This is a genomic window from Paenarthrobacter nicotinovorans (assembly GCF_021919345.1).
GTDB lineage: Bacteria > Actinomycetota > Actinomycetes > Actinomycetales > Micrococcaceae > Arthrobacter > Arthrobacter nicotinovorans.
Map to the genome: position 1 here is coordinate 2,200,309 of NZ_CP089293.1, position 16,074 is coordinate 2,216,382.

14 protein-coding genes are annotated in these 16,074 nt (G+C 62.6%); 9 read left to right on the forward strand and 5 right to left on the reverse strand.

Going from position 1 to position 16,074, the window contains the following annotated elements:
* Positions 1–50 precede the first annotated feature (50 nt).
* The 3 genes from JMY29_RS10260 to rfbB form a co-directional block, all read right to left on the reverse strand.
* Positions 51–1,379: a hypothetical protein gene (locus JMY29_RS10260; protein ID WP_189075555.1), complete on the reverse strand. Its 1,329-nt coding sequence runs from the start codon at positions 1,377–1,379 to the stop codon at positions 51–53.
* 105 nt (positions 1,380–1,484) lie between these two features.
* Positions 1,485–2,903 (reverse strand): sugar nucleotide-binding protein, encoded by a 1,419-nt coding sequence (locus JMY29_RS10265; RefSeq protein WP_189075554.1) that lies wholly within the window; start codon positions 2,901–2,903, stop codon positions 1,485–1,487.
* A 3-nt stretch (positions 2,904–2,906) separates the two neighbouring features.
* A complete protein-coding gene (gene rfbB, locus JMY29_RS10270; RefSeq protein WP_179128358.1) occupies positions 2,907–3,911 on the reverse strand; it encodes a dTDP-glucose 4,6-dehydratase in 1,005 nt (334 codons plus the stop codon).
* A gap of 47 nt (positions 3,912–3,958) precedes the next feature.
* Between rfbB and rfbA the strand changes: the two genes are divergently transcribed.
* A complete protein-coding gene (gene rfbA / locus JMY29_RS10275; RefSeq protein WP_026267147.1) occupies positions 3,959–4,825 on the forward strand; it encodes a glucose-1-phosphate thymidylyltransferase RfbA in 867 nt (288 codons plus the stop codon).
* A 5-nt stretch (positions 4,826–4,830) separates the two neighbouring features.
* Here rfbA and JMY29_RS10280 read toward each other — a convergent pair whose 3' ends face one another.
* A complete protein-coding gene (locus JMY29_RS10280) occupies positions 4,831–5,763 on the reverse strand; it encodes an aldo/keto reductase (protein ID WP_189075553.1) in 933 nt (310 codons plus the stop codon).
* A gap of 52 nt (positions 5,764–5,815) precedes the next feature.
* Between JMY29_RS10280 and JMY29_RS10285 the strand changes: the two genes are divergently transcribed.
* Both JMY29_RS10285 and mshC read left to right on the forward strand, forming a co-directional pair.
* A complete protein-coding gene (locus JMY29_RS10285; RefSeq protein WP_039241297.1) occupies positions 5,816–6,649 on the forward strand; it encodes an undecaprenyl-diphosphate phosphatase in 834 nt (277 codons plus the stop codon).
* 15 nt (positions 6,650–6,664) lie between these two features.
* Entirely contained in the window at positions 6,665–7,942 is a 1,278-nt protein-coding gene (gene mshC / locus JMY29_RS10290; protein WP_189075552.1) for a cysteine--1-D-myo-inosityl 2-amino-2-deoxy-alpha-D-glucopyranoside ligase, read from the forward strand.
* Between the two features lie 69 nt (positions 7,943–8,011).
* On the opposite strand, the gene JMY29_RS10295 is transcribed toward mshC, so the two are convergent.
* Positions 8,012–8,917: a PAC2 family protein gene (locus JMY29_RS10295; RefSeq protein ID WP_018777640.1), complete on the reverse strand. Its 906-nt coding sequence runs from the start codon at positions 8,915–8,917 to the stop codon at positions 8,012–8,014.
* Positions 8,918–8,947: 30 nt separating this feature from the next.
* On the opposite strand from JMY29_RS10295, the gene JMY29_RS10300 reads away from it, so the two are divergent.
* The 6 genes from JMY29_RS10300 to JMY29_RS10325 all read left to right on the forward strand — a co-directional run bounded on the left by JMY29_RS10300 (position 8,948) and on the right by JMY29_RS10325 (position 16,001).
* Positions 8,948–9,760: an HAD family hydrolase gene (locus tag JMY29_RS10300; protein WP_110504656.1), complete on the forward strand. Its 813-nt coding sequence runs from the start codon at positions 8,948–8,950 to the stop codon at positions 9,758–9,760.
* Positions 9,761–10,924, forward strand: a complete 1,164-nt coding sequence (locus JMY29_RS10305) for a site-2 protease family protein (protein WP_018777642.1) — start codon at positions 9,761–9,763, stop codon at positions 10,922–10,924.
* 113 nt (positions 10,925–11,037) lie between these two features.
* Complete coding sequence (locus JMY29_RS10310) at positions 11,038–12,102, forward strand: tRNA (adenine-N1)-methyltransferase (RefSeq protein ID WP_026267150.1); 1,065 nt, start codon at positions 11,038–11,040, stop codon at positions 12,100–12,102.
* Between the two features lie 96 nt (positions 12,103–12,198).
* Positions 12,199–14,007: a proteasome ATPase gene (gene arc, locus JMY29_RS10315; RefSeq protein ID WP_018777644.1), complete on the forward strand. Its 1,809-nt coding sequence runs from the start codon at positions 12,199–12,201 to the stop codon at positions 14,005–14,007.
* Positions 14,008–14,057: 50 nt separating this feature from the next.
* Positions 14,058–15,677, forward strand: coding sequence for a depupylase/deamidase Dop (dop, locus tag JMY29_RS10320; RefSeq protein ID WP_018777645.1), 1,620 nt, complete (start codon positions 14,058–14,060; stop codon positions 15,675–15,677).
* A gap of 120 nt (positions 15,678–15,797) precedes the next feature.
* Entirely contained in the window at positions 15,798–16,001 is a 204-nt protein-coding gene (locus tag JMY29_RS10325) for a ubiquitin-like protein Pup (RefSeq protein WP_018777646.1), read from the forward strand.
* The last annotated feature ends 73 nt before the right edge of the window (positions 16,002–16,074 follow it).

Sequence of the window (16,074 nt, forward strand, 5' to 3'; positions counted from 1 at the left end):
TCCGGAGTCCGCCAGAGCCCTGGGCGGCCTTTGCCGGGACAGTACGCGCCTTAAAGCGCGATGCGGTAGACGTGGTGCGTGTATTCGTTCGGGAAAGCATCCGTGAATTTCCCGCCCTGGATGTGTATCGACCGGTTCTCGCCCAACACCTCCACGGTGGACCCGGTGATCCCGCCCGGGAGCGTGAAGGTCCTGCTTCCGGTGAGCCCGTCGTCCGTCATCGCGAAGATATAGGCACTTCCGTCCTTGGCTTTGAGCATCGTGTCGGTCCCCTCGCCAAAATCCCAAACGTAGGACTGGGTGTTGATGACTGGCGCCAATGAAGTGATGGCATGGTTCACGACCCCCGCTGCAGCCACTTGGTCCTTCAAGCAGGCAGCGCTGTGTATCCGGGCGTCCTGGAAAGCGTCGCCGCTGATGCAATCGTTGACGTTTTGCTGGTCCGGGGACTGGCTGAACCACACGATGCCCCGGGCCTCATGGATGATCGACGCCCACACCTGGGCTTGGACTTGCTCGGGGCCCAACTGCTTGTAACCGCCTGTGGAACCGCCGGTGCTGATCACAGTGGGCAGAGCCCAGAGCGGGGCCTGTACGCCCCGCGCGGCATTGATTTCCTGCTGGAGCTGCATGATTTTGCCGTAGCTCGAGGCCGTGCGGCAGTTCACCGGGGCGATGGGATTCTGTTCCTTGGGCGTCCGCCACCTGAGCGTCCCGTCGCCCCAATCGCATTGAGGGACGGCGTAGAAGTACTGGTCCACGGAGTTCACGTTCGCAGTGCTGAAGTAGTCCATCGACAACTGCATGGGCACGTCATAGGTGATGATCCCCGAGGTCCAGTTCGCGTAGGTGAACCTGCCCGTGGCTGCGGGATCATGCTGGGCTGCCAACTGCTTCATGTGGGCGAGCCCGGCTACAGGGTCATACCTGCCGTCCACTTCGTCGTCCAGGACGCTCCCCACCTGCCGGTCCCAGCCGGCCGGTGCGTCCTTGGTCGCGAAAAGAGTGAACATGCCGTGCGCGGAGATGGCTGCACTGGACGCGTCCGGGTTCCCTTGGACGTAAGTGTTGATGCCCAGCGATTTGTCGTAGGCCAGTTGCGCATCGCTGCCAGGGGACCCGTACCAGATCGCGATGGGAAAGAAGGACGGATCGCTCCAGCCGGCTGCGGTTGCCTTGGCAAACTGTCGCCAGTACGCCGGTCCGCCTTCCCATGGAATCCTGGGCAGCTCGTGGAGAGCGTCCGCTGCTTCCACGGGGGCTGCCGTGGGGTCCGGCTGCGGAAGAGCAGCTGTCCTGGGTACGGTGCCAGGTATCGTGCTCGCCCAGAACAGCAGGCCAAACGTCAAGGCCATCGTGGTGAAGTAGCGAACCCGCATAGCGTCATCTTCTTCCGCAACCCAATGATGAGTACCTCAAAGGATGGCACCAGCTTCGCGAATCCGTAACCCGCCGTCGTCAATTGCTCCTGGTGCGGGCCGCGTTCAGGAGGGCCTTTGCCGAGTCGTGTGTTGGAGATAATCGGCCAGCCGCTGTGAGGCGTCCGGGGGAGCGAAGCCCACTGCCGAAATTTTGCCGAGGTCCAGGACACTGTTGGCCGGCCGCGGTGCCATCTCCGGTTTGTTGTACTCGGCTGTACTGATCGGGCGCACCAGGCGCGGGTCCGCTCCGCACAGCCGGTAGACGTCCGCAGCAACATCTGCCCAGCTCTGATGGTCGCCGCTGTTGCTGAGGTTGTAGGTTCCATGCGGGGCCCGGGAGTCGAGCAGGTGCCGGATCCCTGCGGCGAGGTCCTCGGCAAAGCTCAAGCGTCCGAACTGGTCATCGACCACTGCAGGTGATGCACCTTTTGCAGCAAGGCCGGCCATGGTCCGAACAAAGTTCTTTCCGTCGCCGACCACCCAACTGGTCCTGACGATGTAGTGCCGCGGCACGGTACCCGCGGCGATGTCACCGGCGGCCTTGCTCTGTCCGTACACACCCAAAGGTGAGAAGGGTTCGTCCTCCCGGTGAGGCTTGACGGTCCCGTCAAAGACGTAATCGCTGGATACATGGACCAGGGTTAGAGAATGGTCGACGGCGGTGGCCGCCAACCGGGATACGGCGGCTGCGTTGATTGTCCAGGCAGCTGCACGGCCTTCAGGGCTTTCGGCAGCGTCAACCGCGGTAAATGCCGCGGCGTTGATGATCGTGGAGTAATCGCGCCAGTTCACTGACCGGTAGGAATCCTCGCTGGTGATGTCAAAGTCCCGGCGGCCGGCGAAGTCCACGGTGGTGTCGCCGTCGAATGCTTGCCGGAGCGCGGTGCCCAATTGGCCGCCGGCCCCCAGCACGAGCGTGCGCCGCTTCTCCATCGGACTGACGCCGGCCAGCCGCGGGTGGTTCTTGTCCTGGTCCGAAAGGATGGCCTCGCTGAGGGGTATCGGCCAGGGAACAGCGACCTGTTCGTCGGCAAGATTCAGGAAGGTGTAGTTCTGCTGGGCCTCAGGGCTCCAATGGTCGTTCACGAGATAGGTGTAGGCGGTGTCGGCGTCCAGGGTCTGGAAGGCGTTGCCCACGCCACGGGGCACGAACACGGCTTGGCCAGGCGTCAACTCCGCCGTGAACAGGACACCGAAAGTCGGTCCTTTCCGGAGGTCCACCCAGGCCCCGAAAATACGACCGGAGGCCAAGGAGACGAACTTATCCCACGGCTCGGCATGGATGCCCCGCGTAGTGCCGCGTACGGCGTTGAAGGATATGTTGTTCTGCACGGGCCCGAAGTCCGGCAGTCCGGCACCCAGCATTTTCCTGCGGTGCCAGTTCTCCTTGAACCAACCGCGGCTGTCGGTATGGACCGGGAGTTCGAAAAGCACCAACCCCGGGATCGGAGTCGGAGTGGAAGCCAGTTCCCGCGGGTCCACGGCCTAGTGCCCTTGACCTGCATATTTTGACTCCGTGACCGCTTTCTGAGGACGCCACCAGTCTTCGTTGCTTCTGTACCACTGCACGGTCTCTGCCAGGCCGGAGGCAAAGTCGGAGAACCGGGGCGTCCAGCCGAGTTCCCTGCGCAGCTTGGTGGAGTCGATGGCGTAACGCAGATCGTGCCCGGGCCGGTCCTTGACGAGGTCGTAGGCGTCAGGTTGTTGTCCATCGAGGGCGAGGAGCATTTCCACTACCTCGCGGTTCGATCGCTCGCCATCTGCCCCGACCAGGTAGGTTTCACCCACCCGGCCACGTTCAAGGATGGTCAAAACCGCGGAGGAATGGTCTTCCACATGGATCCAGTCCCGGACGTTCAATCCTTGCCCGTACAACCGCGGGCGCACGCCGTCCAGGATGTTGGTGATCTGCCGCGGAATGAACTTCTCAACATGCTGGTAGGGACCGTAATTGTTGGAGCAATTGCTGATGGTCGCCTTCAGGCCGAACGAACGCACCCATGCCCGCACCAACATATCCGAGCCTGCCTTGGTGGCCGAGTAGGGGCTCGTCGGGCGGTAAACGGAGTCTTCAGTGAATTTGCGGCGTTCGTCCAAGGCCAGGTCTCCATACACTTCATCCGTGGAGATGTGATGGAAGCGTGTTCCATGCCTGCGGGCAGCCTCGATGAGGGTAAAGGTTCCCGCCAGGTTGGTGTCCATGAACGGACGTGGATCCGCCAGGGAGTTGTCGTTGTGCGATTCTGCAGCGAAGTGGACGACGGCGTCCACCGAGGATGTCAGCGCGTCCACAACGCCGGCATCGCAGATATCGCCTTTTTGAAAATCGAAACGGCCGGACGGCAGCCCCGACAGGGATTCCATGTTGCCGGCGTAGGTCAATTTGTCCAGGACCGTGACATGGAGGCCGGTGTGCTCCATGATGAAGTGAACAAAATTGCATCCGATGAATCCGGCCCCGCCGGTGACAAGGATTCTCTGCATGGCCATAGCGTAACCGTCATGGACGGTGATGTGCAGCGGGAGAGGACAGCTAGATGCGCGGAATTATTCTTGCCGGTGGCACAGGATCCCGGCTTCATCCGATTACGCTCGCCATCAGTAAACAATTGGTTCCGGTTTTTGATAAACCGATGATTTACTACCCGCTCTGCACCCTGATGCTGGCGGGAATCCGGGACATCCTGATCATCACTACGCCTGCCGACGGCCATCAATTCGAAAATCTCCTGGGGGACGGCTCGCAATTCGGCGTAAATCTGAGTTACGCCCGTCAGCCCACTCCCGATGGACTCGCCCAGGCGTTCATCCTGGGCGAGGAACACATCGGCAGCGGCAAAGTGGCGCTCATCCTCGGCGACAATATCTTCAATGGCCCCGGCATGGGCAACCAGCTCCGGCATTATGCCGATGTCGACGGCGGTGCAATTTTCGGCTATTGGGTCAAGGACCCGTCCGCTTACGGCGTGGTGGAATTCGACGACGACGGCCTGGCTGTTTCCATTGAAGAGAAGCCTGCCGTTCCCAAAAGCAACTACGCGGTTCCCGGCCTTTACTTTTATGACAACAATGTGGTGGCCATGGCAAAAGACCTTCAGCCGTCTCCGCGCGGGGAGCTGGAAATCACTGACATCAACCGCAAGTACATGGAACTTGGACGGTTGCATGTGCAGAAGTTCCCGAGGGGTACAGCTTGGCTGGACACGGGAACCTTCAGCGACCTCAACGATGCATCCAACTACGTCCGGACCACCGAGAACAGGCAGGGCTTGAAAATCGGGGCCCCGGAAGAGGTGGCGTGGCGGATGGGATACCTGACCGACGACGAACTGCGCCGGCAAGCCGCGAAACTGGCCAAAAGCGGCTACGGCAGCTACCTGTTGGACATCCTGGACCGGCGCTGACAGCGCTAGGCTGCAGAAACGTCCTCCAGGGCCCTGGCAATTTCCGTTGGGAGCACGGACAATTGCGCGTCCAGCAATTCCTTGAGCTGGACAGCGTTCCTGGGTCCCACGACCGCGGAGGAAACCCCCGGCCGGGAAAGCAGCCAGCTCAATGAGACATCCAGCGGTGACCGGCCCAGACCACGTGCGGCCATTGCCACCGCTTCCACGACCCGGGACTCTCGAGGTTCCAGATAAGGCTCAACGTAACCGGCAAGCCTGCCCTGTGCTGCGCGGGAATCAGCGGGAATCTGTCCGCGGTACTTTCCGCTGAGCACACCACGTCCCAGCGGGGCCCAGGCCATCAAGCCAAGGCCTGCGTCCTCCACGGCAGGGATCAGTTCTTCTTCGGCTTTGCGGTTGACCAGTGAGTATTCGGACTGGTTGGCCACCAGCGTGAATCCGGCCACGGCCGCTGCCTTGGCCGTCTGCCAGCCGTTGTAGTTGGAAATGCCCACGTAGCGCGCCCGCCCGCTCCGCTGGGCCAATTCCAGGGCGGAGAGGGTCTCTTCCAGGGGCACGTTCGGGTCCCATTCCTGGGCGAACCAGATGTCGATATAGTCCGTTCCGAGCCTCGCCAGGCTCGCATCCAGGGCAGAAAGCAACGCGCCCCGGGAAGCGTTGACGCTGCGGCGTGTTTCTGATGACGACACGCCGGCCTTAGTGGAGATCACCACCTCGGAACGGGCTACAACATCGCCGAGCATGGAACCCAGCATTGCCTCGGCCTGGCCTTGCGCATAGGAAGCTGCCGTATCCACAACCGTCCCTCCGGCGGCAACGAATGCCTGGAGCAATTCGGCAGCGTCTTGCTCATCGGTCTCCTGGGCCCATGACATGGTTCCGAGGGACAAGGAGGACACGCGGAACCCACTGTTCCCGACATAACGCTGCTGCATAGCTGCTAGCTTACGGGCAGTTACCAGTCTTCATGACGTAGGGTCTATTCACGTGAACTGGATAGAAGCAGCCTTGCTGGGCCTTGTGCAGGGCCTCACCGAATTCCTCCCGATTTCCTCGAGCGCGCATCTGCGGATCGTCGGCTCATTCCTTCCGAATGCAGCCGATCCCGGGGCGGCATTTACTGCCATTACGCAGTTGGGAACCGAGACCGCCGTGATCGTCTATTTCTGGCGCGACATCGTCCGTATTGTGCGGGCCTGGTTTGGCTCGCTGACGGGCAAGGTGGAAAGAAACGACCCCGATGCCCGCATGGGTTGGCTGGTCATTCTTGGCAGCCTGCCCATCATCGTTCTTGGATTGTTGTTCCAAGACCAGATCGAGTCTGTGCTCCGCAGCATGTGGATTGTGGCCACCATGCTGATTGTCTTCGGCATGATTCTGGCCGTCGCCGACGCCGTGGGGCGGCAGGAGCGCGACCTGACGCAATTGAGCTACAAGCACGGCATTCTCTATGGCTTCGCGCAGGCCATGGCCCTGATCCCGGGCGTCTCACGCTCCGGCGGCACGATCACCGCCGGCCTGCTCATGGGCTACACCCGTGAAGCAGCAGCACGCTATTCCTTCCTGCTCGCCATTCCGGCCGTGTTCGGCAGCGGGCTCTACCAGCTTTACAAGACAGTCTCGAATGAAGGTTTGGCTGGACCTTACGGCCTGCCCGAAACGGCCCTGGCCACCGTCATTGCCTTCGTTGTGGGTTACGTCATCATTGGCTGGTTCCTGAAATTCGTGTCCACGCGGAGTTACCGGCTCTTCGTTTGGTACCGGATCCTTCTCGGGCTGGCCTTGTATGTCTTGCTCGGTTTCGGTGTGATCAGTGCCTAGCACTAAGGTTGAGTCGTGAAATCGTGGATCTCCCGCCCTGTACCTGAGCTGCCCGGCAGCATGCCGCCCATCCGGCTGTACGACACCGCCGTCGGCCGTGTCGTGGAGGTGGAGCGGCAGGCGGAACAATCCATGTACGTCTGTGGCATCACGCCCTACGACGCTACGCACATGGGCCATGCTGCAAGCTATGTCTCGTTCGATCTGCTGAACCGGGCGTGGCGCGACGCGGGCGTCCGGGTCTCCTACGTCCAGAACGTTACGGACGTCGACGACCCCCTCCTGGAGCGGGCCACCGCAACGGGCGTTGACTGGCGTGATCTGGCACAAAGCCAGATCGACCTGTTCCAAACCGACATGGATGCCCTGAACGTTCTCGCACCAAATCACTACATCGGTGCCGTCGAGGCCATCCCCGACATCGTGCCCGCCATCGAGAAACTCATCGCCGACGGTGTCGCCTATCGCGTCCAGGGCAGCGACGGCGAGCCCGACGGCGACGTCTACTACGACGTCGAAACCGCCGGAAAGCGCTCCAGCGCCACTGACGCCTGGAAGCTGGGCGAGGTCTCCGGCCTGGGCGAAACCGAAATGCTCACGTTGTTCGCCGAGCGCGGGGGAGACCCCACCCGGCCAGGCAAGCGAAACGCGCTGGACCCCCTGCTGTGGCGGGTCGCCCGTGACGGTGAGCCCAGCTGGCCGGGAGCAGGTCTCGGAGCCGGCAGGCCGGGATGGCACATCGAATGTACCGTGATCGCGCAGAAGTACCTCCCTGCGCCATTCACAGTGCAGGGTGGGGGATCGGACCTGATTTTCCCCCACCACGAAATGGGAGCCGGCCACGCCTATTCACTCTCCGGCGTTCCGCTGGCCCGCCACTACTGCCACGCCGGCATGGTGGGTCTGGACGGCGAAAAGATGAGCAAGTCAAAGGGAAACCTGGTGCTCGTTTCCAAACTCCGCGCAGCCGGTGAAGAACCTGCCGCCATCCGCCTGGCAATCCTTGCCAACCACTACCGCTCGGACTGGTCCTGGACCAATGAGGGTTTTGCTGCAGCCAAGGACAGGCTCGCACTCTGGCGGGCAGCTCTGGAACAGGCCACGGCCGGTTCGGCGGGCAACCTCGTTTCCGCCATGCGGGATGAACTGGCCAACGACCTCAACGCCCCCGGCGCGCTGGCCGTCGTCGACCAGTGGGCCAAGGACGCCGTAAGCAACGGGGCGGAAGCGTCCGCCCAGGACGCGGCACTGGTTTCCGACGCCATCGACGCTTTACTCGGGGTGGAACTCTAAGTCCCGAACCCCGGCAAAAAGAACGGCCCCGACGAATGTCGGGGCCGTTCCTTTTGCGGTACGGGTTCCTTACGGGCGCTCTTTACCGCGTCGCTTAAGGTAACGCTCGAATTCCCGGGCAATGGACTCACCGGAGGCTTCCGGAAGGTCTGCTGTGTCCTTCGCTTCCTCCAACTGGCGCACATACGCGGCAATTTCAGGGTCTTCCGTTGCAAGTTCATCCACCCCGCGTTCCCATGCCTCAGACTCCTCGGCGAGTGCATGGCTGTCCAGTGGTACCTGGAGCAGATCCTCGATCCGGTGCAGGATAGCAAGCTGGGCTTTGGGGGAGGGCGGCTGCGCAACGTAGTGCGGGACTGCCGCCCACAGGGATACCGTCGGCAGGCCCGCCAGCAAGGCGAATTCGGCAAGGACTCCCACGATGCCTACGGGGCCCTCGTACTGTGATGCTTCCAGGTTGAGGCGTTCCCGCAAGGAGTTGTCTTCGGTGGTGGTGCTGACCGGAATGGGCCGGCTGTGCGGAACGTCGGCAAGCAACGCGCCCACCAGGATGACGGCGTCCACCTTCAGTGCTTCAGCGTGCACCAAAAGTTCGGTTGTGTAGGCGCGCCACCGGTAGGAAGGTTCAGTTCCGAGGACAAAAACGACGTCCACGTTGCTGTCGGGAACGGCTGCCTTATAGATCCGGGTCGATGGCCATTTAACTTTGCGGGCACCTGAAGAAGTGCGCCGCACGGTGGGCCTGGTGAACTGGAAATCGTAATATTCCTCGGCGTCCACGGTGGCAACCTTCTTGCCGTCCCATAGTTTGTTCAGGTAGTGCAGGGCATCGCTGGCAGCTTCACCGGCGTCGTTCCAGCCCTCAAATGCAGCGATCATTACGGTGACACGCTGGCCTTCCGCGGGTTCCTTCAGGAAACGCTCGGGCTCCGCGGTGATGTCCTGCCCTTCGGGGGTCCCGTCCACACTGTTCATCCACTCACCCTACGTCGAAGACCCTGATGGATGCATGGCATTTCGTGTCAACGCGTGTCCCATATTCGCCCACAGCACAACGCCAGGACTGTCGACCACCAGGTTCCACGTAGACTGGAAACCATGCATTCGTTACCCAGCCAGCCCCTCCTCAAAGCCGTGCTCTGGGATATGGATGGCACACTCGTGGATACCGAACCCTATTGGATCGCTGCCGAACGAGCCTTGGTGGAGTCGTATGGCGGCACTTGGTCGCACCAGCAGGCCATGCAGCTTGTGGGACAGTCCCTGCTTCATTCGGCTGCCGTTCTGCAGGCCGCCGGTGTCGGGCTTGAGGCCCGTGAAATCGTGGACACCCTCAGCGCGCAAGTCATCGCCGAGGTTCGCCGGGAAGTCCCGTGGCGGCCAGGCGCGCGTGAACTGCTGGATGAGCTTCACACCGCGGGCATCCGTTGCGCGCTGGTGACCATGTCGGAAGGCCCCCTCGCCGGCGTGGTGGTGGAGAGCCTACCCAAGCCCTACTTCGAGTTCATGGTCACAGGCGACACCGTCACCAACGGCAAGCCGCACCCGGAGGCCTACCTGACGGCGGTCGAACGCCTTAGGCTGGACGACCCCTCCCTGACCATCCACCATTGCGTGGCCTTGGAAGATTCCGTACCCGGCGCTACTGCCGCCATCGCTTCAGGCGTCATAACGGTGGGAATTCCGCATCAGGTACCCCTGCCGGAGGACCCCCGCATGATCACGTGGCCCACTCTCGCGGGCCGGACCACCTCGGACGTCGAGCAGCTGGTTTTCGACCGCTTCCCGTCAGTCAACCTCGTTGAAGGGGCCAACTAGGTGAGCAGTCCCACCACTCCGCACCATGTTGTGACAAAGCGGGAAGGCATCCCACTGGGCAGGATCGCCGGCGTTCCTGTGTACCTGGCATATTCGTGGTTCGTTATCGCCGCCATCACGGTTGTCTTCTACGGCCCGGTTGTCATTGACTTGTTCCCGGGCATTGGCAACTGGGGATACCTGGTTGGGCTGGCCATCGCCTTGCTGCTTGCTGTGTCGGTGCTGATCCACGAACTGGCACACGCGCTGAGCGCCCGGGCGTTCGGGTGGCCCAGCGAGAAAATCGTCCTCAATCTCTGGGGCGGGCACACGCAGTTCGAGAACTTCACGGCTTCCCCGGGCCGCTCCGTCACCGTTGCCCTGGCGGGACCGGCTTCAAACTTCGTCATCGCCGGAGTGATGTGGGCGATTCTGTCAACGGACACCCTGACCGGCGTACCCGCCATGCTCGCGGACATCCTGCGACTGGCAAACCTGGTGATCGGTATCTTCAACGTCCTGCCCGGTATGCCGCTGGACGGCGGCCGGCTGGTGGAATCCGCTGTATGGAAAGCCACCGGCAGCCAGGACAAGGGAACCATTGCAGCCGGCTGGTCGGGCCGGATCATCGTGGTTGCCCTGGTCATCTGGTTCATCGTTGTGCCCTTCCTGCAAGGGCAGCTCCCCAACCTGATGTACACCGTCATTACTGTCCTCGTCTGCGGTTTCCTGTGGATGAGCGCTTCGAGCTCCATCCATCACGCGAAGCTGCGCAGCAGGCTGTATCTGGTCAGTGCCGCCGGTCTGGCAGAGCCCGCTGTCGGCGTGCCGAACACGGCTACCGTGGCTGATGTCCTGGCCATCGCACCCGCGGGGAGTCCCGCCGTCGTGATCTGCGGCCCCGATGGCAGGCCGCAAGGAGTGGTGGACAGCGGTGCCACCGCCAGCGTCCCGCCGGAAGCCACGACGACGACGCCCGTCACCGCGGTTGCCCACGCCCTGGCAGCAGGGGCTTACGTCCCGGAATGGTCAAAGGGGCAGGAACTGATCCAGTACTTGGCTCGCCTGGAGGGCGGCGAATACGCTGTGGTGGACCATAACGGAATCGTCACCGGCCTTCTCCGCCAGGAGGCCGTAGTGACAGCCATAACAGGTAAGGAAGCCCGCAGGAGCGGCCGCCCCTGACCACGCGCCCGGTAGAGTTACATGCCGGTCGTCAAAGCAAAGAACCCATTGTGCCTGGCGCCACCAGCCAGCAACACGTCGCGGCCCAGCCGTACAAGAGCGAGGAAAACCACATGAGCAGCGAAACCGCCGCCCCCGAGGCCAGCGCAGGCCCTGACGAGGCAGCCACAGGCTCCGCCCCGCAGCCGACGGGCGCTGCGCGGCGTCGCGGGCCGTTCCGCGTGGGCGAGCGGGTCCAGCTCACTGACGAACGCGGCCGCATGAACACCATCACGCTGGAAGTCGGCGGGGCGTTCCACACCCACCGCGGTTTCCTGAACCACGATGAAATCATCGGCAAAGTGGACGGTTCCGTGGTCAGCAACAACGTCGGCCAGCAGTACCAGACTCTGCGCCCGCTGTTGTCCGACTTCGTCTTGTCCATGCCGCGTGGGGCCGCAGTTGTCTACCCCAAAGACGCCGGCCAGATTGTCACCATGGCCGATATCTTCCCCGGAGCACGGGTTGTGGAAGCAGGCGTTGGATCCGGCGCGCTGTCCATTTCCCTGCTCCGTGCAGTTGGCGATGGTGGCTACCTGCACTCCTTCGAACGCCGCGAAGAATTCGCGGACATTGCCAGGGGCAACGTCGAGACAATCTTCGGCGGCCCCCACCCTGCCTGGCAGATTTCCCTCGGTGATTTCCAGGAGGAAGTCGTTAAGGCCGAAGCACCCGGGTCCGTGGACCGGGTCGTCCTGGACATGCTTGCCCCGTGGGAGTGCTTGGACGCGGTGGCGACGGTCCTGGCCCCTGGCGGCGTCTGGATCAACTACGTAGCCACTGTTACCCAGTTGTCCCGCACGGCTGAGGCCATCCGCGCTGATGGACGCTTTACCGAGCCTGACGCCTGGGAGTCCATGGTCCGCGGCTGGCACCTCGAAGGCCTGGCCGTCCGTCCCGACCACCGCATGGTGGCCCACACCGGCTTCCTGCTGGTCACCCGCCGGCTGGCTGATGGCGTAACCGGGATTTCCGTGAAGCGTCGTCCTTCCAAGACCGAATTCAGCGAAGAGGACCTCAACGCCTGGACCCCCGGCGCAGTCGGGGAACGCTCCGTATCGGACAAAAAGCTCCGCCGGGCCGCCCGTGACGCCATCGCCGGCACCAACGTCCAGGACGACCCCACGGTCACAAACTGAAAAGGTCACAATAGGGTCCGTATTCCGGATGTCACCCAGCACCCTGCGCTTTTCGGGACTAAGGTCTTGTTAAGCGCAGGAAGGGGCTGATGAATCGTGGATACGCCAAACAACGACCTTGGACGGCCGACGCCGGAGGATGCAAACACAGCGGCAGAGGAGAGGGCGGACCGGGGTCCCGCCCCGGTTCAGCCGCAGGAACCTTCGACGGACCTGACTGTTGCCGAACGGCAGATCAACATCCTTCGGGACAAACTCCGCCACATTGACCGCCAGCTGGCTGCCGCCACGCAGAACAACAGCAAGCTTGTCAGCATGCTGGAAACGGCCAAAGCCGAAATACTTCGACTCAAAGGGGCACTGGAGCAAGAAGGACAGCCGCCCTACAGCTTCGGCACGGTGCTCCAGATCAACCCCCGGAAGCAGCCGGCCCCCGGTAACTCCGGGCAGGCGGCCACCGAAGAGTCAGTGGACATCTTCAATGCGGGCCGAAAGATGCGGGTGGGCGTCAGCCCGCTGGTGAACCTCAACCAGCTGGCTGTCGGTCAGGAAGTCCTGCTCAATGAGGCGCTCCTTATCGTGGCAGGGCTCGGATACGAGCGGGCCGGCGAGCTGGTCACCCTGAAGGAAATGCTGGGCAAGGACCGCGCCTTGGTGGTCGGCCGCGCCGACGAAGAACGGGTGGTCCGGCTCTCCGGTGCCCTCCAGGAACTTCACTTGAAGGTCGGCGACGCCTTGTCACTGGACTCGCGGACGGGTTACGCCTTGGAGAAGGTCCCGCGCGCCGAAGTGGAGAACCTGGTCCTGGAGGAAGTCCCGGACATCACCTACCAGGACATCGGCGGACTTGGTCCCCAGATCGAACAAATCCGCGACGCCGTCGAACTGCCGTTCCTGCATCCGGACCTTTACCGCGAACATGGCCTGAAGGCCCCCAAGGGAATCCTGCTCTACGGCCCTCCGGGTTGCGGCAAGACCCTCATCGCCAAAGCGGTGGCAAACTCCCTTGCGGCCCGCGCGGCAGAACGCGCCGGCAACACCGACCTCAAGAGCTACTTCCTGAACATCAAGGGCCCCGAGCTCCTGGACAAGTACGTGGGCGAGACTGAGCGCCACATCCGCCTGATTTTTGCGCGGGCCCGCGAAAAGGCCTCGGACGGCAGCCCCGTCGTAGTTTTCTTCGATGAGATGGACTCCCTCTTCCGCACCCGCGGCACCGGGGTCTCATCCGACGTCGAAACCACCATCGTGCCGCAGCTGCTCAGCGAAATCGACGGCGTGGAGCGTTTGGACAACGTGATCGTCATCGGTGCCTCCAACCGCGAGGACATGATCGATCCCGCCATCCTCCGTCCGGGACGGCTGGACGTAAAAGTAAAGATCCAGCGGCCTGATGCCGAAGCAGCGGCGGACATTTTCGGCAAGTACATCACCACGGACCTGCCGTTCCATGCCCAGGACCTCGCCGAGTACGGGGGAGACGTCCAGGCCACAGTGGATGCCATGGTCCAGCGCACCGTGGAAGCCATGTATTCCACCGAGAAGTCCAATGAATACCTCGAGGTCACGTACGCCAACGGTGACACCGAGATGCTCTACTTCAAGGACTTCAATTCGGGTGCCGTCGTCCAGAACGTGGTGGACAGAGCCAAAAAGTACGCCATCAAGGACCTTCTGACCAACAACCAGAAGGGTCTTCGGATCGAGCACCTGCTGCGCGCGGTGGTGGATGAGTTCCGCGAGCACGAGGACATGCCGAACACCACGAACCCTGATGACTGGGCACGGATTTCGGGCAAGAAGGGTGAACGGATCACTTACATCCGTACCATCGTCCAGGGCAAGGCCGGTCAGGAACCGGGCAAGTCCATCGAAACCACAGCCAACACGGGCCAGTACCTGTGACAGCAAGACCCGAAGGTACACAGGCCGGAAGCTTGCCTGCAGGCGGTGCCATGCGTGTCATGGGCTCGGAAACGGAATACGGTATCCACGCGCCGTCGGCACCCGGCGCGAACGCCACCATGATGTCCGCCAGGATCATCCAGGCCTACGCCACTGTGACCCGGCAACGGGCGGCAGGAGGAGCGGAGACGCGTTGGGACTACACCGACGAAGAGCCGCTGCACGACGCCCGGGGCTGGACCGTGGACCGCGCGGCTGCCGACCCCAGCCAGCTCACCGACCAGCCACCGGTTCTCGACGCCGAAGCCGTCGCCTTGGCGTACGGCCGGCAGGAACTGGAACTGGATGGCGCGGATGAATCTGGTTCGCTGCTGATGAACATGGTCCTGGGCAACGGTGCGCGTCTCTACGTGGACCATGCGCACCCGGAGTATTCCAGCCCGGAGGTCACCAACCCCAGGGATGCCGTGACCTGGGATGCAGCCGGCGACGTCGTAGCGCTTGCCACAGTCCGGAAGGTTGCTGCTGATACCAGCCTGCCTGCCATAAACCTCTACAAGAACAACACCGACAACAAGTCGGTCTCCTATGGCTCACACGAGAACTACCTCATGCCACGTTCGGTTCCATTCGGTGACATCATCCGGGGCCTGACGCCGTTCTTCGTGTCCCGGCAGGTGACCTGCGGTGCTGGTCGCGTGGGCTTGGGGCAGGACAGTTCCACCCCCGGTTACCAGATCAGCCAACGGGCCGATTTCTTCGAAGCGGAGGTGGGGCTGGAGACCACGATCCGCCGTCCCATCATCAACACCCGGGACGAACCGCACGCCACGGCGGACAAGTATCGCCGCTTGCACGTCATCATCGGGGACGCGAACCTCAGCCAGGCCTCCAACTACCTCAAGTTCGGGACCACAGCCATGGTCCTGAGCCTCATTGAAGCCGGTCAGGCGCCCAAAATCGAGGTCCACGAGCCGGTCCAGGCGCTTCAGGCCGTCAGCCATGACACAACGCTTGCTGCTACAGTCCGGCTGCTGGATGGACGCAGGGTGACGGCCCTGGACCTTCAATGGATGTACTACGAGGCCGCGGCAAAACTTGCCCAGGAAACCGGCGTGGCTGATTCGGTGACCGGAGACGGCCACACCCACGACGTCCTCCTGCGCTGGGAATCCACTTTGACTGCTCTGGGATCCGATGTCGGATCTGCGGCGTCTTCCGTGGAGTGGGTGGCCAAGAAATCGATCCTGGAAGGGTACCGGAACAGGGACGGACTGGGCTGGGACGATGCCAGGCTTGGCCTGGTGGACCTGCAGTGGTCCGATATCCGGCCCGAGAAAGGGCTGTACTACCGGCTGCTGTCCAACAACCGCATGACGCGCGTGGTGGACGACGCCGACATCGCCCGGGCGGTGACGGAGCCGCCGTCGGACACCCGCGCATATTTCCGCGGCCGGTGCGTTTCGAGGTTCGGCCGGGACGTTGTCGGCGCCAGCTGGGACTCGGTCATTTTCGACGTTCCAGGGCTGGGAAAGCTCCAACGGGTACCAACCCGCGAGCCCTTGCGGGGGACGCAGGCCCTGACCGGCGCATTGTTCGACCGCCACCAGGATGCCGGTGCGTTCCTGGCCGAATTGCTGGGCCAGAATCCGCCGGCGGCAAGGGCCTGAGAACGTGTCCGGCACAGCAACATTCGTACTTGTCCAAAGCCGTACGAAGCGGCCCGCAGCGTGGCAATATGGCAGTAGGAAGTCCCCAATTTCAGGGGACTGACAGTAGGGAGAAAGAAAATGGCAGCTCAGGAACAGCAACAACCACAGTCACGGGAAACCGAAGCAGAAGTGGACGTCCCGGAGGCTCCGCCTGCAGCGCCCGAAGCCCAGGCATCCGAGGCAACACAGGGCGTGGATGATCTCCTCGACGAAATCGACGGCGTGCTGGAATCCAATGCCGAAGAATTCGTCAGGGCTTTCGTCCAAAAGGGCGGCCAGTAACCGGCCCGTACAAGGATTCACAACCCGGACGGCGTGAGGCCGCCGGGCACCGGAACGCAGAGTCGAAGGAGTG